This window comes from Rhodococcus mengyinensis (assembly GCF_048381435.1).
Classification (GTDB): Bacteria; Actinomycetota; Actinomycetes; order Mycobacteriales; family Mycobacteriaceae; genus Rhodococcus_F; species Rhodococcus_F opacus_D.
In genome coordinates, this window is sequence record NZ_JBLWIT010000043.1 from 1 (window position 1) to 20,534 (window position 20,534).

A 20,534-nucleotide genomic window follows, 5' to 3' on the forward strand; every position below is an offset into this window, starting at 1 on the left:
GGCGATCAGCCGCTCGGCCTCCTGCAGCTGCGACGTGGTGTCGATCTGCGCGACGGTCGAATCGGCCTGCTGGCTGAACACGACCGACTTGACGCTCCACAGCGGATCGCCGGGTGCGGCGTTGTACGAGAAGATGGTGGCGCCACCCATGACGACCGCGATCGCGGCGGCAGCGCCTGCGATGGGTCGCAACAAGCGGAGCTTGCTGCGGGCAGCGCTGCGTGCGGAACGGGCGTCCGAGGCGTCGATCGCCGCGATCACGTCGTCCAGCAGCGGCCCGGTCGGCATCGGCGTCGCCACGATGTCGGCGCGCCAATTGGTCAGCAGAAGCGCGAGCTCGTACTGCTCCGGCGAATCCGTTGCGACGGGACCGCCGCCGGCGATCGCGTCGATCAAAGCGTCGTCGCGGCGCACTGCCGCGACGTCCACCGGTGCGTCGTCTCCTGGGAGATCGGCATCGGGATTGCCGTTGCGCTTGATGCCCCTAGCCAAACCTCTCACCTGCCCTCGTCACCCGCGCCGGCTCGTGTCGAGCCGCGCGGACAGCTCCCGCGGTACTACCCACGGCCGCGGCCGTTTTCTCGGCTGACGTACCGACCACGAGGCGGAGGATCAAGCAGTTCGTTCATCTGCCTGCTCGCGTTTCGAGTCCAGCGCCCGCTGTTCGGGTCCGTCATCGTTGACTACGACATCTAGTACGTCGGTAACGGGCTCCGACTTGTTACCGCATGGCAGGGAAGAGCGACACAAAATCGGAACCATGCGCGTCGGTTGTGGGTTTCCCGGTGTTCTCCGCACGCCGTCGGTTGCCGCAGGACCACACCCCTCCTCTGTGGGCCGACCCCGGCGCACTCGGGCGGTCCTGAGGCCCTGGGCCGGGGTCGACGTTTCTGCAAGGACATCGTCTTCGGGGTGGACGATCCTCCTAGGTGGATTATCCCACCGGTGGCCGGTACTCGGCGAGGCCCAGCTCTCGGTGGCGAGGATCCCCTGGGGCGCTCAGCACGGTGATCACCCGTGCAGAGCCACGAGAGGGTAGCGACAGGGTGGTCGCGGACCGGATCGCGTCGTGGCGGCGAAGGTACCGTGGTCGGCAAGGGGATGTGAGATGAAAGTGACGGTTTCATGCCTTCCGGCGGCACGGCGAACGTGGGGAACCTTCCCTACGAATTGACGAGTTTCGTCGGCCGCCGTCATGAGATCGCCGAGATCCGCCGTCTACTCTCCGTGTCGCGGCTCGTGACGTTGACCGGTGTGGGGGGTGTGGGAAAGACCAGGCTCGCGCTGCGGGTCGCCGCCGATTCGTCTCGTGCGTTTGACGACGGTGTGTGGTCGGTCGGGTTGGGGGAACTGTACGACCCGGGCGCGGTCGTCGACGCGGTGCTGTCGGCGTTGAACCTGCGCGAGGGGCCCGGCGCCCCGGAAACGCAGCTCGTCGAGTATCTGACGCCGCGGAAGCTGTTGCTCGTGCTGGACAACTGCGAGCACCTCGTCGGCCCGGTCGCAAACCTCGCGGAAACCCTTCTGCGCAGTTGTCCGGACGTGCGGATTCTCGCGACCAGCCGGGAGCCGTTCGGAATCGGGGGAGAGGCCGTGCTGCGGGTGCCGCCACTGACGCTGCCGGAGGCGAGGCAGCGGTCGGTGGCCGGCGGGGGGCTCGGCCATTACGAGGCGATGACCCTGTTCACCGAACGCGCGGCGACGGCGGTGCCGGGCTTCGAGATCACCGAGAGCAACGAGGGCGTGGTCGCGGCGATCTGCCGGCGTCTGGACGGTCTGCCGCTGGCGATCGAATTGGCGGCGGTGCGGCTGCGGGTGATGTCGGTCGAGCAGATCCTGCACCGGTTGACCGACCGCTTCACCTTGCTGACGACGGGTAGCCGCGGGGCGCCGTCCCGCCAGCAGACTCTCCTGGGGAGTATCGACTGGAGCTACGACTTGTGCACCCGGGTGGAGCGGGAGATGTGGGGACGGCTGACGGTGTTTGCCGGCGGCTTCGAGCTCGACGCGGCGGAAGGGATCTGTTCCGGCGGTATGACGCCGGAACAGGTTGTCGACGTGGTGGCGTCGCTGATCGACAAATCGATCCTGCTCCGGGAGGAGACGGGAGGTGCGGCGCGGTACCGGATGCTCGAGACGCTGCGTGACTACGGGGTGGAACGGTTGCAGGAGACCGGCGAATTCGCATCATTGCTACGGCGGCACCGGGACTGGTACGCACACCTGGTGCTGCGGGCGGAGTCCGATTGGATCAGTTCGCGGCAGCTGTCCTGGACCCTGCGCCTCGACGCTGAGCAGTCGAACATCGTTGCGGGTCTGCAGTTCTGCCTGACCGGCCCGCACGAGGCGAACGCGGGGATTCGGATGGCGGGCGCGATGTACCCGTACTGGCGGGTGCGGGGCAAGCTGCGCGAGGGGATGCGGTGGCTGGCGCAGCTTCTCGCGGTGCGCGGCGACGAACCCGGGCTCGAACAGATCACGGCGTTGTACGTGCTCAGTGTGCTGTCCGGGCTGCACGGCGACGCGGACGCGTCGGCAATCTATGTTCAGCGCGGCAGTGCCCTGGCGGCGCAGCTCGGCGATCGCACCGCCGCGGCACTGATGGACGATGCCGCCGGCCAGCACGCACTGATCACCCTGGATGCCCGGGCAGCGTGTGAGCACTTCGAATCCTCGCTCGCAGTATTCCGAGACGACGGCAACGTGCTGTACATGATCTGGTCCCTGTCCGGGCTCGCGGCGGCCAGTGACGCGGCCGAAGACTGGGCGCGGAGCGAGGAGTGTCAGCGGGAGATGCTTGCGCTGACCGAATCGCGCGGCGAGTTCATGTACCGGGGCTGGGCGCTGTGGGGTGCCGGGATGGGGGCGTGGCGGCGCGGCGAGTATTCCGGGGCGAAAGAGCTTGTCATGCAGGGGCTGCAGCTCGCCCGGTCGGTGGATGACCGCACCGGCGGCGCGGGGTGCATCGAGGTCCTGTCGTGGATCGCGGTGGATGAGGGTGCTCCTCGGCGGGCGGCCACGCTGATGGGTGCCGCTGAGGGCCTCGCGCGGGCCGGCTGCAGCCCCAGCATCCTCTACCCGAGGCTGCTCGTCCACCACGACCGGTACGAGGAGAAGGCCCGTGGGGCGATCGGTGACCGCGCGTTCGAGGCGGAGTTCGGGCGCGGTCTCGGGATGCGGTTCGAGGAGGCCGCTGGGTACGCCCTCGACGAGAGAGATCCGACCGCCGCGGCGGTCGGACCGGGGTCGACGACTCTCACGCGGCGGGAGCGGCAGGTCGCCGAGCTCGTCGCCGAGGGACTGACCAACAGGGCGATCGCCGACAAACTCGTCATTTCCCAGCGCACCGCTCAGGGCCACGTCGAGCACATTCTGTCCAAACTGGGGTTCACCTCCCGGACTCAGATCGCGGCCTGGGTCATCGAGCGCAGGCAGGGCGAGCCCTGATCGTTCACGCCACCCTGTCCACGGAACAGATTCCGGCACAGGTCGTTCGGCCTCGCATGGAGGGCGGAGTCTTACCGCGGGGCTCCGGTGGGGTGGGTCGGGGAGCTCGGGGTGGAGCTGCTAGTGCGGTGCAGGGGAGCCGCTACTTCGGTAATCACGCGTAAGAGGGGCTTGCTTCTCACCACCCCCGATTTCATTTGCCGCGGGCACATTGCGCACCACTAGCGGGCGGTGGTGTTGCTGCAGATCGCTCTGGTGGGCGCTGAGCGTCACGAGTCGCGTTTTCATGCGGGTTCTCAATCCGACTGGCAGTGCCCGATGCGAGAGCGCCCCAGCGCTGGGGAGCGAGTGCCCGGCTGTCGGACTCGCTGCGAACTTGGGATTGGCGGAGACGTGACACGGAGGGGCAGCGGACAGTATGTGACGGCTTGAGCATTGGCGACGCGGCTGGGCTTCCGGGCGAGTGCGACGGTGAGAACCAGATGCTGGACATACTCATCACGCGTGGGTCGAGCGGTAGCGGGCGGCTTTGGCTTGGTTGCCGCAGGTCTTCATGCTGCACCAGCGGCGACGGCGGCTGCGGGAGAAGTCGATGAAGAACCAGCCGCAGCTGTCGCAGGCGCGCACTCCTTGCGGTGGTGGGGCGAGCACGAGGGTGATGGCGCGCAGCGCCAGGATCGTGAACACGCCCTCAGCGGCCAGTGGAGTCATGGAGCCGTCGGACGCAAGGGTGATGGTGTCGCTGCCGCGAGGGGCGGTGCCGAGTAGCCGTGCGAAGGCGTCCGCGGGGATGTTGTGGCCGTCCTTCTGCGCGTCGAAGACTGTCCAGAACAGCGCACGCAAAGCGCGAGCTCCTTCAGGGCGGCCGCGATGTCGGCGAAGGCGCGTTCCGGAGGACCCATCGCAGGTAGCAGGTGGGCCCGGTCGAGCCAGGTGGCGAGTGCTTCGGCGTTGGTGAACAGGTCGGCGCCGAGTTCGGGCGTGCGGCGGTAGACGGTGTTGGCGAAGTCGAGCGCGGCGTCACCGGCGATGAAGTGGTCCTCGACCCGGGCCGTGGCGGTGGTCGCGGCAGCTCGTAGCGCAGGACAGGGCGGTCGTGCTTAGGCCTGGCAACCTCGGTGAACCCGGCTGCGGTGAAGGCGCTGGCAATGCCGGTCATCGCCGTGTCCGGTCCCGCCCTGCGCCCGGCCAGGCGTCGGGCCCAATCCAGTCGGTGACGGGCAGAGTTTGTCACACTGGCTTCATGAATGATGTCTGGCCGACCGTCCATGCGGAGCGTGCGGCGCTGATCGATGACCTCACCGACCTCACCGACGACCAGTGGGACCACCCCTCACTCTGTGGTGACTGGACCGTGCACGACGTCGCCGCACACTTGATCAACAACGCGAAGACCACCCGCCTCGGCATCGTGCGCAACATGGCCCGGGCGCGCTTCAACTTCGATCGCCAAAACGCCCAAGGCGTCGAACGCGAACGCGGCGCCACACCCCGCCAAACGCTCGCCCGGCTTCAGCAGGTCGCAACACGTACGTCGACGCCGCCGGCACCGCTCGACAGCAGACTGGTCGAAGAGGTCGTCCATGGCGAAGACATCCGACGGCCGCTGGGCATCAACCGTGTATATCCGTTGGAGACGGTCGTGAGATCGTTGCGGTATCAGGCGCGCACCCCGGTATCCCTGGGCGGTGCGAAGCAACTCATTGCCCCGGTCCAGTTGCGGGCCACCGACGCAGACGTATCGATCGGTGATGGCCCAGAAGTCTGCGGCCCGGCACTATCACTGCTCATGGCGATATCGGGGCGCAAGTCGGCGCTGGGTGATCTCGACGGACCCGGAGTATCTGCGCTGAAGTGACGGTCTGGCCGACAGCGCCCCGATGGCCTGTGACAGGTCCGCGCTGCGGTCCGCGATCGCCTCCAGCGCTGAACGTATCGACAGGCACGCATCAATTGTCTGTTGCTCGTCCCGCAGTTGTCCGCACGCCGAACCGTCACCGGGGCGAGACAGGCGCCCAGCGCATTGCGGGCAGCAGGCGGCGCCCGTCCCGTAGCACGCCGGTCAGGAAGCGACCGTGGTCGCGTCGAGGACCAGCTTCCCTCGGACGTGTCCTGCCCGGCCCTCTTCGTGGGCAGCTTGCGCCTCGGCGAGGGGATATACCGAGCTCACCGTGGGCCGCACCCTGCCGTCATCGATGAGCCGGGAGATCTTGGTCAGCGTGTCGGCGTTCGGTTCGACGCTGAAGTGTCGCGTTCGTATACCGCGTCGCTCGGCTTCGGCCTTGACGTCGTCCGGGACCTCTGCCGGCAGGGCGACGAGAACCCCGGCTCGCTTCAGCACGTCGAGGGACCGCTGTTGGACTTTGCCGCCGACCGTGTCGATCACGGCATGCACCGGAGCCACCGACGTCTCGAACCGCTGCTCGCGGTAGTCGACGAACTCGTCAGCGCCGAGCGAGTTCACGTACTCCCGGTTGGAGCCGGACGCGGTTGCGACCACGTGCGCTCCCACGGCCTTCGCAAATTGCACGGCCAGATGGCCGACACCGCCCGAGGCGGCATGGATCAACACGCGCTGCCCTCGTTGGAGACCGGCCTCGTCGAAGAGGGCACGCCACGCCGTCAATCCGGTCATCGGCACCGCCGCCGCGTGCATGTGGTCCAGGGTGGGCGGCTTGGCGACGACCTGACTGGCGGGGACTGCCGTGTACTCGGCGTAGGCGTTGCCGGGTTCGGGCAGCCGAACCATTCCGTAGACGCTGTCGCCCTGCTGGAACCCGCTGACGCCGTTACCGACCACTTCCACTACTCCCGAGATGTCCCACCCCGGAATCCACGGCAGCGGAACATCGGGAAAGTGTTCGAACCCGCCTTCGCCCAGCAACCAGTCCAACACGTTGACCCCCGCGCCGTGCACCCGCACCACGAGTTCGTCCCCGGCAGGCTCCGGACGGGGCGCTTCCTCGTAGACCAGATTCTCCGGTCCGCCATAGGCGTGGAGCCGCACCGCTTTCATTTCTTCCATGTTCCTCTACCTCTCCGGCCTCTGTCATGCCGGTGACGACAGAAGAGATGTCAGGAATTTCAGACAGAATGCGGTGGCCAAACCGTGAGACAAACCAGAACCACTTCCGACCCGCGGGCGCGCGTTGACCCTTCCTTGCGCACGACGAGAACGCCTCGACCACAAACGAATCCACTGTTCTCCGGTACCGGGAACCTTCAGGAGGCTGTGGCGGTCCTCCGAAGCTGTCGTCGGCTCACCGACTGGCCGAGCTGAGCCTCCCCGACCTGTGAACGACACCGCATGCGTCGAGGCTCGAGCGGGGCTCACGGCGGTGTCAGGGCGTATCGGGCGATCACGTCGGGCAACCAGTCGGGTTCGCCGAATTGCAGACCGTAGCGCTCGGCAACTGCGGCGATCTGGGTGACATCCGGTTCGCCGGCGGCGATCAGTTCGGACATTTCCAGGAAGCAATGTTCGAAGCCGGCCGGACTGATGATCTCGATCATGCGCGCGGGGACGGTGCCGGCGTTCCACATGGCGTGCATCTCACCTCGGGGCTTTGTGATGTATCCGCCGGGTTCGAGAACGGCCTCCCGGTCGCCGGAGCGGTATCCGATCACACCCTGAGTAACAATCGAGAATTCGTCCTCCCGCGTATGCAGGTGCGGCGGCACCAGCGCACCGACCGGGAACGGGTGCTCGACGACCGACAGCACCCCACCGGTGTCACGGCCCCAGAGCTTGAATTCGACCCCAATCGGGCCCAGGTCACCGGTCTGCCCGGTCCCCGGCGGCACGACGACCAGCGGTGGGGGATCGGTTGCGCTCACGCCTCTCACCTACTCACCGACGTTGACAGATCAGGTCACAAGTTCCCTGCTCAACTTTCCGCCGACGGCGCAGGCATTGTCAACGTTCTCGGGGCGCTCCATCGGGTGCGCTCATCCCCAACGGTTGCGCGGCGATCCGCCTCGCTTCCGGCGCGAAGTCCGCCATCCGCAGACGGTCCAGCTCCAGTCGACATTCGTACGCGACATGGTTGCTGTGGGTAACCGACCAGAACAGGCCCGCGTAGTGCCGCCGGTGGTGATTTCGAACCATACGAACAGGCCGTCCGCGGGACAACCTGACGTGGATCAACCGCAGTCTGGTCCCGACCGACACGAAACCTGGAAGCCGACACGGAAATGTGGAACCTACAGCTAATGCGAATCAGGGCCGGCCGTTCAGAGCGCAGGTCCGTGTCACTCGTCCTTCCTCCCGGCACGCCGGCCGCCTCCCAGCGGTACGGCGTCGACGTGCGCACCATCCTTCTCGCGGTCGGCCGCCGCAGCCTCGTCGGTGGACAGGAAGCCTCATCGTCGACATCGCCCTCGACCTGCTCGCCACAAACCCTGAGGCCGGTCACGAGCTGAGTCCGGCTGCGGCGGAGGGGAATCGGATATCCGTCGCAATGGGAGGTCTACTTCAACTCGCGAATTGTAGGGTCTCCCAAGGCGAGCACACCGTCCTCATCGGAATTCTACGGGGCACACGCCACCCAGTGGGCACCCGTGTGCACGAGCAACCCAACGGCGACGGCCAGGGTACGTGTTATCTCGTCCGAACGGATACGCGGGCATCGCCCTTTGCTCGGTGACCCACCGTGTTTCGGTGAAAGCGTCGAGCACCGCCGGCTACGAAGGCGTCCGGTGTCGGCCGCGGCGCGTCCTAGCCCATACCCACGCCTGCGCGAGCGCGAAGGAGTCGGTGCCCGATCCACAGTGGCGATGGGCACCCGCGTTCTGGTGCGCCGACAGGCCGAGGGCACGATGGGTTGCTGGCGGGGGATACCGTAAGTGGGGGTACCGACCGCGAGCTGGCCTTTTCAATTCATTCACGCTCGTTGGAGTGGTGTGGGACCGAACTGGCTCGCACCCCGAGGTTGTGGCGGTGGCTACCGGCCGTCGACCCGATAATAACTTCGTAATCCGATCTGTCTTTTCACTCCGCGCCACTGCATCGCCGGTAGAGCGCAGTACGAGATGGGCTTCCTCGACTTCTCGTTGGAGGCGCATCTGGGGGAGAAGCGACTGCGGAACGGGTGCGGACGCGACGTTCCGGTCAGCCCAGTCCGCCCTCCAGTCTTGGCTGAGTCAATCGAGGCAATGAGCCCGGTCAGGACGCGTCACCCGGATCGGTGCCGGGTCATCGCAAGACTGAGCGGCATTCGGATAAGACGCGCGCAAACAGGATAGCTTCCGCCCTCCTATGTCACTAATGTCGTCGCTCACAGTCGAACGGAGATGTGATGCACAACGAAGTCGATGCCGTCATCGTCGGGTCCGGAATCAACGGACTCGTCGCCGCTTCAACGCTGGCGCGATCGGGCTGGAAAGTGGCACTCCTGGAAAGTAATCCGGAGATCGGCGGCTTTGTCGGGAGCGGTGAGCGCACGGTGCCCGGCTACGTGCACGACACGTTTTCGTCCTGGTACCCGCTATTCGTGTCGGGCCCGGCGCACACGGCACTCGGCGACGACCTGGCCCGTCACGGGCTGCGGTTCTGCAACACCGACGAGGCCGTGACCGCGAGCGTTGCCGACAACGGCCGTGTCAGCCTGGCGTACCGCGATCCAGAGCTCACGGCAGCAGGCTTCGGCAACGAAGAAGACGGGAATGCGTATCTGGATGCGTTGCAACGGTTCGGCCGCAACGCACCGGTGATCGGCGGAATGATGGGCAGCGAAATCCGCAGCGCCGGAGTTTTTCCACTACTGGCGCGCTTCTTCAAGACCAATGGACGGCGTGGCTCCGAGCAGTGGCTGCGAGACCTCGCTGCGTCGGGCCGCGCCTACTGTTCTCGGGAGTACGTCGGTCCCGAAGTAGATCACCTGTGGGTGCCGTGGCTGCTGCACGCAGGTCTGTCGCCGGATAATGCCTCCGGCGGCTTCATGATTCCGGTGCTGGCGGCAACGGTCCACGGTTTCGGTCTGCCTGTGGTCGAGGGAGGCTCTGCACGACTGCTGGAGGCCTTCCGAGGACTACTCGACGAATTGGGCGTCGAGGTGCATACCGGGTCCCGCGTTGACCGCATCATTGTCGAGGGGGGCCGTGCGACCGGTGTGGAGGCAGCTGGGCGGCGTTACCGGGCCCGGCGCGCCGTTCTGGCGTCGGTAACGCCGACTGCCTTGTACGGGTCGCTGCTGCCCCCGGACGCCAGTCCTGCCCCGCTGCGTGCCCAGGCACGGCGGTACCGGTACGGGCGCGGTGAGATGCAGATCCACATCGCCTTGTCCGAACAACCCCAGTGGCGCGATGCCCGCCTCAACGATGTTCCGCTGGTGCATATCTCGGATGGATCGGCGAGTACCGGCATAGCCCGGGCGGAAGCGGAAGCAGGTCTTCTTCCGAGGAAACCGACCGTCGTGGTCGGGCAACAATCCCTCTTGGATCCCTCGCGTGTTCCGGCCGGTGCCGCGTCGCTCTGGTTGCAACTGCAGGAGGTTCCGTACGAACCGCTCGGCGACGCCGCCGGCGAGCTGAACACTGCAGACGGTTGGACGCCTGAACTGGCCAAGGCCTACGCCCAGCGGGTCATCGATCGCTTGGACGCGCACACCCATGGTCTGAAGATCCTCGGAACGGATGTGATCTCGCCCGCCGATCTCGCGGCCTACAACGAGAATGCGGTCGGCGGGGACCCGTACGGCGGCAGTTCGGAGCTGGATCAGAGCTTTCTGTGGCGCCCACTGCCCGAGGCGGGGCGGCATCGGACCTGTGTGGACGGTCTCTGGCACATCGGGGCATCCACACATCCGGGGGCCGGACTCGGCGCCGGTTCCGGCCACCTCGTTGCCACCAAACTTGCTGCCCAGCGGCACCGTAAATCCAATTAGGAGTTGACATGCCAGTAATCACCGACCTGCTCGCGTCCATCGCCGGAGAACGCATCGAGCTCATCGACCTCACTGCACCACTGACCGACAAGACCCCGGTGCTGGCGTTGCCGGAACCGTTCAAGAACACCCTGCCTTTCCGGCTCGAGTTGATCAGCCGATTCGACGAGGACGGGCCGGGCTGGTACTGGAACAACATCCACACCGGAGAACACACCGGCACCCACCTCGATGCCCCGAACCACTGGATCACCGGACGCGACGGACTCGACGTGTCACAGGTGCCGTTGCGTTCACTGCTCGCCCCCGCGGTCGTCCTCGATGTCACCGACCGGGTTGCCGACAACCCGGACTTCCTGCTCGATGTCGCCGACATCGAAGAATGGCAACGTACGCACGGCGCACTCCCTGCCGGGGGGTGGCTCCTCTACCGCACCGGATGGTCGAGCCGGTCGGAGAACAGCGACGACTTCCTCAACGCCGACGAGTCCGGACCGCACACGCCGGGATTCACCGCCGAGTGCGCAGGCTGGCTCGCCGAAGAGACCGAGCTGGTCGGGGTGGGTGTGGAAACGGTCGGCACCGACGCCGGTCAGGCGACGGCGCTGGATCCGGCGTTCCCGTGCCATCACCACCTGCTCGGCGCGGGCAAGTTGGGACTGACGCAGCTGCAGAACCTGGATCAGTTGCCGGCGACCGGGTTCGCGCTCGCGGTCCTGCCGCTGCCCATTGTCGGGGGATCGGGTAGTCCGGCCCGCGTGGTCGCCCTGGTCGAGAAGTAAGGAAAGAGAACATGGCTGAACGTTCGTTCGCCGCCGAGGTCGAACAACTCCGCAACGGTGCCGGCACCACCTTGCACGTCGAGGGCATCCTCGCCGTCACCAAGGCGCTGCTGCAATCCGGTGTCGCGTACGTCGGCGGTTACCAGGGTGCACCGATCTCGCATCTGATGGATGTCCTCGGTGATGCGCACGAGATCCTCGACGAACTCGGCGTCTATTTCGAAAACAGCGCGTCGGAAGCGACGGCGGCCGCGATGCTCGCAGCGTCGGTGCACTATCACCTGCGCGGCGCGGTGACCTTCAAGTCCACCGTCGGCCTGAACGTCGCCTCGGACGCGCTGGCGAACCTGGCCAGTGGCGGCGTCACCGGCGGCGCGCTCGTCATCCTCGGCGAGGACTACGGTGAAGGCTCGAGCATCATGCAGGAGCGCTCCCACGCGTTCGCGATGAAGTCGCAGATGTGGCTGCTCGATCCCCGGCCCAATGTCTCGGCGATCGTCGACGCGGTCGAGGTCGGCTTCGAGCTGTCCGAGGCGAGCAACACCCCGGTGATGCTCGATCTGCGGCTCCGCTCCTGCCATCTGCACGGGGCGTTCGACGCCAAGGACAACAAACGCCCGCCCATGACGGTCACCGACGCCCTCGAAAATCCGCTGCGGGATGTCGAGCGGATCGTGCTCCCGCCGGCCAGCTTCCTGCACGAGAAGGAAAAGGTCACCGAGCGGTGGCCGGCGGCGATCAAGTTCATCAAGGACCGCGGCCTTAATGAGGTCTTCGGCAACGACAAAGCCGACATCGGCATCATCGTGCAGGGCGGTCTGTACAACACTCTGAACCGGTCGATGGAGTTGCTCGGCTGCTCCGACGCGTTCGGACGCACCCAGATTCCGACCTACGTCATGAACGTCACCTACCCGGTCGTCGACGACGAGATCATCGAGTTCTGCAAGGACAAACGCGCCGTGCTCCTTCTGGAGGAGGGCCAGCCGGATTACATCGAGCAGAACCTCAACGCGATCCTGCGCCGGGCGGACATTGCCACCGCACTGCACGGCAAGGACATGCTGACACTCGCCGGCGAGTACACCTCGACGGTCGTCACCCGCGGCGTCAATGAGTTCCTCCAGCAGTACCTACCCGATGCCGTCCAGCACCAGCCGGCACTGCTGCGTGATCCTGACGACCCGACGAGCCCCACCGCCCCCAGAGTTTCGTCCGAGGTCATCTCGCCGCGACCGCCGGGCCTGTGCACCGGCTGCCCTGAGCGCCCCATCTTCAGTGGCTTGAAGCTCGCCGAACGGGAGACCGGGAAACACCACGTCAGCGCCGATATCGGCTGTCACCTCTTCGCCGTGAACGCACCGTTCGACCTCGGTGCCACGACAATGGGATACGGCCTCGGGTCGGCCGGCGCCTCCGCACTGAACTCCAAGGACACCGACCGGCGCAGCATCGCGGTAATGGGGGACGGCGGATTCTGGCACAACGGCCTGACCAGCGGCGTCGGCAATGCAGTGTTCAACAAGAGCGATCAGGTCCACCTGATCGTCGACAACGCCTACGCCGCCGCGACCGGCGGCCAGGACGTACTCTCCTCCCAAGCCGACCTCCCCACCCGGTCAACCCAGCACCCGATCGAGAAGGCCGTCCGCGGTATCGGCGTCAAATGGGCGCGCACGATCAAGAACACCTACGACGTCGGCAAGGTGCGCGACACGTTCGTCGAGGCTCTCACCACCGACGAGGCCGGTCCCAAGGTGCTCGTCATGCAAAGCGAGTGCCAGCTCAACGCCCAGCGCCGCGTCAAACGCGACCGGACCAAGGCGCTCGCGGCCGGCAAGCGGGTAGTGCGCGAGCGGTTCGGGGTGGACCCCGAAACCTGCACCGGCGACCACGCCTGCATCCGGATCTCCGGCTGCCCGTCGTTGACGATCGCACCCAATCCGGATCCGATGCGAACCGACCCGATCGCCGAGGTCCTCGACAGCTGCGTCGGCTGCGGAGTGTGCGGGGCGAATGCACACGCGGCGGTTCTGTGCCCGTCGTTCTATCGCACCGACGTCGTCGACAACCCCACCCGTCGCGAGCAACTCCTCGCCGGCGTCCGCTCGTGGTGGATCAAGATCGCATCCCGCGGCCTCGAGCGCCGCGCCGCACAATTCGAGGCTGCATAATGTCCAACTGGTACAACGGTCAACGTCCGATCACTCTGGCAATTGTCGCCCTCGGCGGCGAAGGCGGCGGCGTGCTTGCCGACTGGATCGTCGCTGTCGCCGAGAACGCCGGCCATTACGCGCAGAACACCTCCGTCGCCGGTGTCGCCCAGCGCACCGGGGCGACGGTCTACTACGTCGAGATCTTCCCGCCCGGCGACGACCGGGATCCGTCATCGGCAGCCGACGCCCGAATCGAACCGGTGCTCAGCGTGTTCCCGAGCCCCGGCGAGGTCGATGTCCTCATCGCCTCGGAACTGATGGAATGCGGCCGAGCCGTCCAGCGAGGGTTCGTCACACCCGACCGGACGACCTTGATCACCTCCACCAATCGTGTGTACTCCATCGACGAAAAGATGGCGCTCGGTGACGGCCGCGCCGACAGCTCCGAACTCGTCGCGGGAGCGCAACGCGCCTCGAAGCGGTTGATCGCCGCAGACTTCATGGAAATGGCCGAACAGAGCCGCAGCGTCATCAGCGCCGCGTTGTTCGGTGCCCTTGCCGGATCCGGGACCCTTCCCTTCAGCAGGGAACAGTTCGAGGCCCCCATCCACGCCTTCGGGAAGGGCGTCGAATCCTCACTGAGCGCCTTCTCCGCGGGCTTTGACGCTGCCGCGCAGCAGTTGAAACCACCTCCGCGAAAGTCGAACCCGATTCCGATCTCCATCGGACCACGCCCGGTGACACTGGAGGACCGAAAGGCCGAGGAAGAAGCACGGCGCACGACGGTCGCGGCGACCACCCCCTCCGCCCTGGTCGGACCGGCGCTGCGGCCGCTCGCCGACCGCGTCCTCGACCTTCCGCCGGCAGCGCGGTCGATGATCCTGCACGGTCTCGTGCGGGCGGCGGTTTATCAGAATCTGGACTACGCCGAACGGTACCTGTCCCGGGTCACCCGCTTCGCGGAGGTGGATCCGGACGCTGCGGGAGCGGCCCGGTTGACCAGCGAGGCGGCCCGCCACATCGGGCTGTGGATGTGCTACCAGGACACGATCCAGGTGGCAATGCAGAAGACCCGACAGGGGCGGATGGACCGAATCCGCAAGGAAGCGCGCGCGGAACGGCACCAACTGATGCAGGTTCGTGAGTATCTCCATCCACAAATCGACGAGATCACCGACACGATGCCCTCCCGACTGGGGGCTCGCATGCATCGTTCGAAGAGGTTCCAGCGCCTGGTCGGCGCGATCACCCACAAGGGGATGATCCTGAACACGAGTTCGGTGACCGGTTACACGATGTTGAGCACGATGGCGCGAATGCGTCCCCTCCGCCCGCGTTCACTGCGGTTCGTCCGGGAGCAGGTGGCAATCGAGGAGTGGATCGACCAAGCTCTCCGGGCTGCAGCAATCGATGCCGACCTCGGCCGTGAGATCGTCGAGTGCCAGCGTGTCCTCAAGGGCTACGGTGCCACCTACGAGCACGGCGGCGACAGTTTCGGCAAGTTGATGTCCGCGGCCCACGCATTAGTCGGCTCACCCGATGCGGTCACTTCGCTGGCAGGGCTTCGTGAGGCCGCCCTCGCCGACGAAGACGGAGCCCGACTGGACGCCAAGCTTGCCACGATGAAGCTGGGGGACAGCCTTGTCCAAGCGATGGAGGCCACCTCGAAGTGATTCGCGGGACGCATGGGTAGCCGTTCCTCCGAGGACCCTGACGGGGCAGGCACCGCAGAGGGCCTGGAACACTCCAGGCTGACGGCGCGCCCTTGGAGAAGGTGACTGCAGGAAGGTCGATCCCGCACACCGAGTGGGGACACAACGGCCACTTCAAGGCACGCATCGCACCGCGTATCTCGGAACGCCGGTGAACAGGTGAGTGGTGTGAAGTATCGGCGGTTTGGTCGGTGATCGCTTCAGCAACTTCAGCTCTTGGTCATTCGTAATTGGCTCGGGATCCGATTTCCATCGTGCACCCCTGGGTTGCCAGTGTAATCATCCGCTCAGCAGTGAACGTCGCAGTGAAGTGCTGGCATAGGGGCTTCGGGGGCAGCTGTTCTGTCGTTTGTCGGCCGGTCGCTCTGTGGTGTACCGGCTACGCTATTGAAGATTCTCTGCCGCAAATGGTTTGGCTATTCTCACTTGTAGGCGCGGTGCCCAGGAGGGCGATGCCGAGGCCGTATTCGCAGTGGAGTCCGCTTCCGGCGCGTGGCTCGGGCTGGAGGTATCGCCGTTCGACTTCGGAAGTTCCGCCCCACACCCCGTACGCCTCGCGGGTGGAGAGTGCATGGCGTCTGAAGTCGGTGTGGACGGGGCAGTGCAGCCGCAGCCGCTTCGCTGCTTGTTCACGGTCACGGCGGGTAGATCTGTTCTCGTCCTCACAGGCGAAAAAGACTCGAGGATCCGCATTTCGGCGGGTAGTGGTCAGGGCTGGTGGATGATCCGCATTGCGTGTTCTCTGGCGGGTCCGCTGAGGGCGGCGTTCAGTTCGTCGAAGAGCCGGCCGGCGGTGACACCGTTCCATCCAGGTGGAAGTAGGGGGAGAGGGAGGCCGGGATCGAGGTACGGTAGCCGCCGCCACTCGGTGAGCATGGGCACGTATTCGGCGAACGCGTCTTGGGGGGTGAGTGTTCCTGCTGTCGACCGTTCGAGCACCGGGCGATACTTGTCGAGGAACGCGGCGTAGAGAGTGGTGAGTGCGTCGAGATCCCACCAGGTGCGCACCTTCGTGCGGAGGTCGCCGAAGCCGAGGTGTTCCGCGCTGTACATGTCGACGTATTCGCTGAGTCCACGCCGTTCCAGCGTTTCCCTGGTCTCGCGAACGAGGCTTCCCGGTGCGATCCATACCCCTGGAGCGGTGGTGCCGAAGCCGAGCCGGGTCAGGAACGTACGGAGAACGTGCCTCTTGTCCCGTTCGGATTCGGGGATGGAGAAGACCACCATCAGCCAGCCGTCTTCGATCTCGGCGCGCTTGCGATCGAAAATCCTGACATCGCCCTCGGCGAGAGCATCCAGAGTCGGCTTGGACAGCGAATAGCCTGCGGCGCCATCATGACGATGGGCTTCCAGCGTTTCGCGCCGCTTGAGCCGGGAAATCGACGAGCGAACCGCGGCTCCGTCCACACCGAGATGGGACATGAGTCGGACGACGGAGGCCACGGACAACCAGTTCGACTCGGCCCGCGCGTAAAGCCCGAAGATCGTCACGATCAACTCGCGCGGTTGCAGCTCGCTTGATCGTTCAGTGGCCAAGTCGTCGGCAAAGGTCCCCGTCGTCATGGATACACCATAACCGTTGCCACGGCCATCAGGCGTCAGAAGGCCCGCAGTTGGGGGAGTCATATTTCGTATCATTGACGGGCGTAACAAGAGTTGCATACGATTGGGCCGTTCATATCTATAGTGGAAGGTCAACTATGACGCTGTCTCCGTCGGCGCACTTGGACTCGTTCTGCCGCGACAACCTCCCGCTGGAGAATCTGTGGCCGAACTTCGAGTTCACCCTCCCGGAGTTGCGGTACCCGGACCGCCTGAACTGCGCATCCTCGCTGCTCGACGATCAGGTCGCGGCGCTGGGTGGTGGTCGCCCGGCGCTGCTCTCGCCGTCCGAAAGCTGGACGTACGGGGAGCTTTTGCGCCGCGCGAACCAGATCGCCCAGATACTCACCGAAGACTTCGGGCTGGTACCGGGTAACCGCGTTCTGCTCCGCGGGCCGAACAACCCCTGGATGGCGGCCTGCTGGTTCGGGGTGGTCAAGGCCGGCGGTGTCGCCGTGACGACCATGCCGCTGCTCCGCAGCGGTGAGCTGAGCAAGATCATCGACCTCACCAAACCCTCACTCGCGCTGTGCGATCACCGGTTCGCTGCCGATCTGCTCGAGACCGACCAGATCCCCGCGCTGTTCTACGGTGGCACCGAACCCGCCGACCTCACCGCCCGCGCATCCGCCAAGTCCGGGGAATTCACCAACGTCGCCACCGCGGCCGACGATGTCGTTCTACTGGCCACCACGTCCGGAACCACCGGTACTCCGAAAGCGACGATGCACTTCCACCGCGACATCCTTGCCGTCGCGGACACCTTCTCGGCACGGATTCTCCGGCCGAGTAAATCGGATGTCTTCACGGGAACGCCACCACTGGCCTTCACCTTCGGGCTGTGCGGTCTGGTGGTCTTCCCCCTGCGGGTGGGGGCCGCGACGTTGCTGCTCGAGAAGGCCACTCCGAGTGAGCTGGCCGATGCGGTACGGGAACACGCAGTATCGGTACTGTTCACCGCCCCGACTGCGTACCGGGCACTTCTCCGCGAGAACAAGGCGCAGAGCCTCGCCTCGGTTCGCCGCTGCGTGTCTGCAGGCGAGCATCTGCCCGAAGCGGTGTGGGAAGAGTTCTACGAGGAGACCGGAACGCGCATCATCAACGGTATCGGTGCCACCGAAATGCTGCACGTCTTCATCGCGGCAAGCGACGACGACATCCGACCGGGGGCAACCGGGAAGGCCGTACCGGGTTATACGGCAGCGGTACTCGACGACGATGGTCACCCCGTTCCCGACGGCACACCGGGACGGTTGGCGGTGACCGGTCCGACGGGCTGCCGGTATCTTGCGGACGAGCGCCAGCGCCAGTACGTCCAGAACGGGTGGAACATCACCGGCGACACGTATATTCGCGACTCCGACGGTTACTTCTGGTATCAGGCACGCAGTGACGACATGATCGTCTCGTCCGGCTACAACATCGCGGGTCCGGAGGTCGAGGAAGCGCTGGGCCGGCACTCCGACGTCAAAGAATGCGCGGTCGTGGGCCTGCCCGACCCCGATCGGGGAATGATCGTCCACGCGGCAGTCGTACTGATCTCGGACGCCGTCGGCAGCGACATCAAGGCCCGCGAACTCCAGGAATTCGTCAAAAACGAGCTGGCACCGTACAAGTACCCTCGCAGTATCGAATTCCTCGCCGAGTTGCCGCGCACCCCGAACGGCAAGATTCAGCGTTACCGGCTGCGGGAATCCCGACGCGCCCTGCGCTAGCCGCCTGCCCCGCCACAGCCGCCCGGTGGTGCTGGATTCCGTCGGGCGTGCCCTGCGTGATCGAAAGTGAGCGCAATCTGCACAGTCGACGCGTCCAGCGGATAGATCATCGAGCGGAATGTTCCTAGTGTTGCAGATCACATCGTGACGAAGTCAGGAGATTTGCACATGAGCGACTATCTCGGGATCGGTGGCAAGACCGCCATCATCACCGGCGGTGCGACCAAGATCGGGCGTGGTGTCGTCGACTCTCTGCACGAGAGTGGTGTCAACGTTGTTGTCGCCGACATCGACCGGGACGGTGGCAAGAAGGCGGTCGACGGCAAGGGCCACGCTCTGTTCAGCGAAACCGACATCACCGACGACCGGGCGATCGACGCCTGCGTGGCCACCACCCTCGACACCTTCGGCTCCATCAACTTCCTGGTGAACCTGGCGTGCACCTATATCGACGACGGCGCCGAGTCCAGCCGGGCACAGTGGACCACCGCTCTCGATGTGAACGTCGTGAGCGCTGCCATGTTCGCCAAGGCGGTGCGCCCGCACATGGCCGCGCAGGGCTGCGGTGCCATCGTGAACTTCGGTTCCATCTCCTCGAAGGTCGCGCAGACCGGGCGATGGCTGTACCCGGTCTCCAAGGCCGCCGTGGTGCAAATGACACGAAACATGGCGATGGACCTCGCAGGGGACAACATCCGCGTCAACTCGGTGAGCCCAGGCTGGATTTGGTCGAAAGTGATGGACGAGCTGTCGGGATCGGACCGCGCCAAGACCGACCGGGTGGCCGGCAAATTCCACCTCGCCGGCCGAGTCGGAGAGCCCACCGAGGTCGGCGACGTCATCGCTTACCTGTGTTCGCCGCGCGCCGCATTCGTCACCGGAGCCGACTGGGCCATCGACGGAGGCTATTCCGCGATGGGGCCTGAACAGTCCTCCCCGGCAATCCCGCAACTCGCCCAATAACTTCGACCAAAGGATCCTCTCCTCATGCGCAAGATCACCATCGTTGGAGCCGGACAAGCAGGACTCCAGCTCGCCATAGGTCTCGTCGACGCCGGATACGACGTGACCGTCGTCTCCAACCGAACTCCGGAGCAGATCCGTGAGGGCAAGGTCATGTCCAGCCAGTGTATGTTCGGCGGGGCCCTCGCGCGGGAGCGTGCCGTCGGACTGGACCTCTGGAGCGATGAATGCCCATCAGTCGAGGGCATCTCGTTCACCGTCGCCGACAACGGAAACCAGGCCTTCTCCTGGGCATCGCGCCTCGACCTTCCCGCCCAATCGGTCGATCAGCGCGTGAAGATGCCCGCGTGGCTCGAGGAATTCGAATCACGCGGCGGCAAGCTGGTACTCCAGGATGCCGGGATCGGCGACCTCGAAGAGTTCGTTGTCGCCTCCGATCTGGTGATCCTCGCCGCAGGCAAGGGCGAGATCGCGAAGATATTCGAGCGCGACGCGACGCGGTCGGTCTTCGATCGCCCCCAGCGCGCCCTCGCGCTGACCTACGTCAGCGGGATGGTGCCGCGTGAGGAACATTCCGCGGTGGCGTTCAACATGATTCCCGGTGTCGGTGAGTACTTCGCCTTTCCTGCGCTCACCACCAGCGGGCCCTGCGAGATCATGGTGATGGAGGGCATCCCGGGCGGGCCGATGGACTGCTGGGCGGACGTGAGGACTCCCGAAGAGCATCTGGCAAAGACCAGGTGGGTCGTCGAGACGTTCGTCCCCTGGGAGGCCGAGCGCTGCGCCGACATCACCCTCACCGATGACAACGGGATCCTCGCGGGACGGTTCCCGCCCACCGTTCGCAAACCGATCGGAGTCCTGCCCTCGGGTGCGAATATCCTCGGACTGGCCGACGTGGTGGTCCTCAACGATCCGATCACCGGTCAGGGCTCGAACAACGCCAGCAAATGCGCAGCCTCCTACCTCGCCAGCATCCTCGAACACGGCGACCGGCCCTTCGACGCCGCATTCATGACCACCACCTTCGAACGGTACTGGGACTACGCACAATACGTCGCGACCTGGACGAACGCATTGCTCAGCCCGCCGCCGGAGCATGTGCTGAACCTGCTCGCCGCCGCCGCCACCGAGCCGCGCATTGCTCGTAGGTTTGCCAACGGCTTCGACGATCCCCGTGACTTCTTCCACTGGTTCATGACACCAGAAGCCGCCGAACAGTACCTCACCGACGTCGCGAACTAACAGTCGCCCGATTCATCGATTGGAGCCC

15 protein-coding genes and 3 pseudogenes are annotated in these 20,534 nt (G+C 65.6%); 10 read left to right on the plus strand and 8 right to left on the minus strand.

The window, feature by feature from the left end:
* Positions 1–501, minus strand: a 501-nt coding sequence (locus tag ACNJ7E_RS07795) for an anti-sigma-D factor RsdA (RefSeq protein WP_418339527.1), incomplete at its 3' end; no start/stop codon positions are given.
* Positions 485–723 (minus strand): annotated as a pseudogene (locus ACNJ7E_RS07800) (RNA polymerase subunit sigma); the annotation flags it as partial. The gene ACNJ7E_RS07795 and the pseudogene ACNJ7E_RS07800, both read right to left, overlap by 17 nt.
* A 402-nt stretch (positions 724–1,125) precedes the next feature.
* Between ACNJ7E_RS07800 and ACNJ7E_RS07805 the strand changes: the two are divergent.
* The gene (locus ACNJ7E_RS07805; protein WP_280780119.1) at positions 1,126–3,447 is read left to right on the plus strand and encodes an ATP-binding protein; all 2,322 of its coding nucleotides are present in this window, start codon (positions 1,126–1,128) and stop codon (positions 3,445–3,447) included.
* 498 nt (positions 3,448–3,945) lie between these two features.
* Here the strand turns inward: ACNJ7E_RS07805 and ACNJ7E_RS07810 are convergent, their stop codons facing one another.
* Positions 3,946–4,290, minus strand: coding sequence for a CGNR zinc finger domain-containing protein (locus tag ACNJ7E_RS07810; protein WP_280780120.1), 345 nt, complete (start codon positions 4,288–4,290; stop codon positions 3,946–3,948).
* Between the two features lie 89 nt (positions 4,291–4,379).
* Positions 4,380–4,478, minus strand: a pseudogene (locus ACNJ7E_RS07815) (CGNR zinc finger domain-containing protein); the annotation flags it as partial.
* 212 nt (positions 4,479–4,690) lie between these two features.
* Between ACNJ7E_RS07815 and ACNJ7E_RS07820 the strand changes: the two are divergent.
* A complete protein-coding gene (locus tag ACNJ7E_RS07820) occupies positions 4,691–5,305 on the plus strand; it encodes a maleylpyruvate isomerase family mycothiol-dependent enzyme (protein ID WP_418339528.1) in 615 nt (204 codons plus the stop codon).
* Positions 5,306–5,509: 204 nt separating this feature from the next.
* Here the strand turns inward: ACNJ7E_RS07820 and ACNJ7E_RS07825 are convergent, their stop codons facing one another.
* Together ACNJ7E_RS07825 and ACNJ7E_RS07830 are read right to left on the minus strand one after the other, a co-directional pair.
* Positions 5,510–6,472 (minus strand): NADP-dependent oxidoreductase, encoded by a 963-nt coding sequence (locus tag ACNJ7E_RS07825; protein WP_280780122.1) that lies wholly within the window; start codon positions 6,470–6,472, stop codon positions 5,510–5,512.
* Positions 6,473–6,777: 305 nt separating this feature from the next.
* A complete protein-coding gene (locus ACNJ7E_RS07830; protein ID WP_418339529.1) occupies positions 6,778–7,284 on the minus strand; it encodes a cupin domain-containing protein in 507 nt (168 codons plus the stop codon).
* A gap of 441 nt (positions 7,285–7,725) precedes the next feature.
* Between ACNJ7E_RS07830 and ACNJ7E_RS07835 the strand changes: the two are divergent.
* From ACNJ7E_RS07835 to ACNJ7E_RS07855, 5 genes and pseudogenes are all read left to right on the plus strand, one after another.
* Positions 7,726–7,838, plus strand: a pseudogene (locus ACNJ7E_RS07835) (4-hydroxy-2-oxovalerate aldolase); the annotation flags it as partial.
* A 906-nt stretch (positions 7,839–8,744) separates the two neighbouring features.
* Complete coding sequence (locus tag ACNJ7E_RS07840; RefSeq protein WP_418339530.1) at positions 8,745–10,331, plus strand: phytoene desaturase family protein; 1,587 nt, start codon at positions 8,745–8,747, stop codon at positions 10,329–10,331.
* Between the two features lie 8 nt (positions 10,332–10,339).
* Positions 10,340–11,113 carry a cyclase family protein gene (locus ACNJ7E_RS07845; RefSeq protein WP_418339531.1) on the plus strand — a complete coding sequence of 258 codons (774 nt, stop codon included), beginning with the start codon at positions 10,340–10,342 and terminating at the stop codon, positions 11,111–11,113.
* Between the two features lie 11 nt (positions 11,114–11,124).
* Complete coding sequence (locus ACNJ7E_RS07850) at positions 11,125–13,287, plus strand: thiamine pyrophosphate-dependent enzyme (RefSeq protein ID WP_418339532.1); 2,163 nt, start codon at positions 11,125–11,127, stop codon at positions 13,285–13,287.
* Positions 13,287–14,942, plus strand: coding sequence for an indolepyruvate oxidoreductase subunit beta family protein (locus ACNJ7E_RS07855; RefSeq protein WP_418339533.1), 1,656 nt, complete (start codon positions 13,287–13,289; stop codon positions 14,940–14,942). The genes ACNJ7E_RS07850 and ACNJ7E_RS07855 overlap by 1 nt, the downstream gene beginning before the upstream one ends.
* 418 nt (positions 14,943–15,360) lie before the next feature.
* Here ACNJ7E_RS07855 and ACNJ7E_RS07860 read toward each other — a convergent pair whose 3' ends face one another.
* Both ACNJ7E_RS07860 and ACNJ7E_RS07865 read right to left on the minus strand, forming a co-directional pair.
* Complete coding sequence (locus ACNJ7E_RS07860; protein WP_280780129.1) at positions 15,361–15,789, minus strand: WhiB family transcriptional regulator; 429 nt, start codon at positions 15,787–15,789, stop codon at positions 15,361–15,363.
* A complete protein-coding gene (locus ACNJ7E_RS07865) occupies positions 15,690–16,544 on the minus strand; it encodes a PaaX family transcriptional regulator (RefSeq protein WP_418339534.1) in 855 nt (284 codons plus the stop codon). The genes ACNJ7E_RS07860 and ACNJ7E_RS07865 overlap by 100 nt, the downstream gene beginning before the upstream one ends.
* 137 nt (positions 16,545–16,681) lie before the next feature.
* On the opposite strand from ACNJ7E_RS07865, the gene ACNJ7E_RS07870 reads away from it, so the two are divergent.
* The 3 genes from ACNJ7E_RS07870 to ACNJ7E_RS07880 all read left to right on the plus strand — a co-directional run bounded on the left by ACNJ7E_RS07870 (position 16,682) and on the right by ACNJ7E_RS07880 (position 20,506).
* The gene (locus tag ACNJ7E_RS07870; protein ID WP_280780131.1) at positions 16,682–18,298 is read left to right on the plus strand and encodes an AMP-binding protein; all 1,617 of its coding nucleotides are present in this window, start codon (positions 16,682–16,684) and stop codon (positions 18,296–18,298) included.
* 168 nt (positions 18,299–18,466) lie between these two features.
* Positions 18,467–19,261, plus strand: a complete 795-nt coding sequence (locus ACNJ7E_RS07875) for an SDR family oxidoreductase (protein WP_418339535.1) — start codon at positions 18,467–18,469, stop codon at positions 19,259–19,261.
* 24 nt (positions 19,262–19,285) lie between these two features.
* A complete protein-coding gene (locus ACNJ7E_RS07880) occupies positions 19,286–20,506 on the plus strand; it encodes a styrene monooxygenase/indole monooxygenase family protein (protein ID WP_418339536.1) in 1,221 nt (406 codons plus the stop codon).
* The last annotated feature ends 28 nt before the right edge of the window (positions 20,507–20,534 follow it).

Excerpts from the sequence above, each read along its gene's own strand:
- ACNJ7E_RS07845 (WP_418339531.1), top strand. The coding sequence starts at position 10,340 with ATGCCAGTAATCACCGACCTGCTCGCGTCCATCGCCGGAGAACGCATC.
- ACNJ7E_RS07875 (WP_418339535.1), top strand. The coding sequence starts at position 18,467 with ATGAGCGACTATCTCGGGATCGGTGGCAAGACCGCCATCATCACCGGC.
- ACNJ7E_RS07805 (WP_280780119.1), top strand. The coding sequence starts at position 1,126 with ATGCCTTCCGGCGGCACGGCGAACGTGGGGAACCTTCCCTACGAATTG.
- ACNJ7E_RS07850 (WP_418339532.1), top strand. The coding sequence starts at position 11,125 with ATGGCTGAACGTTCGTTCGCCGCCGAGGTCGAACAACTCCGCAACGGT.
- ACNJ7E_RS07840 (WP_418339530.1), top strand. The coding sequence starts at position 8,745 with ATGCACAACGAAGTCGATGCCGTCATCGTCGGGTCCGGAATCAACGGA.
- ACNJ7E_RS07870 (WP_280780131.1), top strand. The coding sequence starts at position 16,682 with ATGACGCTGTCTCCGTCGGCGCACTTGGACTCGTTCTGCCGCGACAAC.
- ACNJ7E_RS07865 (WP_418339534.1), bottom strand. The coding sequence starts at position 16,544 with ATGACGACGGGGACCTTTGCCGACGACTTGGCCACTGAACGATCAAGC.
- ACNJ7E_RS07880 (WP_418339536.1), top strand. The coding sequence starts at position 19,286 with ATGCGCAAGATCACCATCGTTGGAGCCGGACAAGCAGGACTCCAGCTC.
- ACNJ7E_RS07820 (WP_418339528.1), top strand. The coding sequence starts at position 4,691 with ATGAATGATGTCTGGCCGACCGTCCATGCGGAGCGTGCGGCGCTGATC.
- ACNJ7E_RS07860 (WP_280780129.1), bottom strand. The coding sequence starts at position 15,789 with ATGGAACGGTGTCACCGCCGGCCGGCTCTTCGACGAACTGAACGCCGC.
- ACNJ7E_RS07855 (WP_418339533.1), top strand. The coding sequence starts at position 13,287 with ATGTCCAACTGGTACAACGGTCAACGTCCGATCACTCTGGCAATTGTC.
- ACNJ7E_RS07825 (WP_280780122.1), bottom strand. The coding sequence starts at position 6,472 with ATGGAAGAAATGAAAGCGGTGCGGCTCCACGCCTATGGCGGACCGGAG.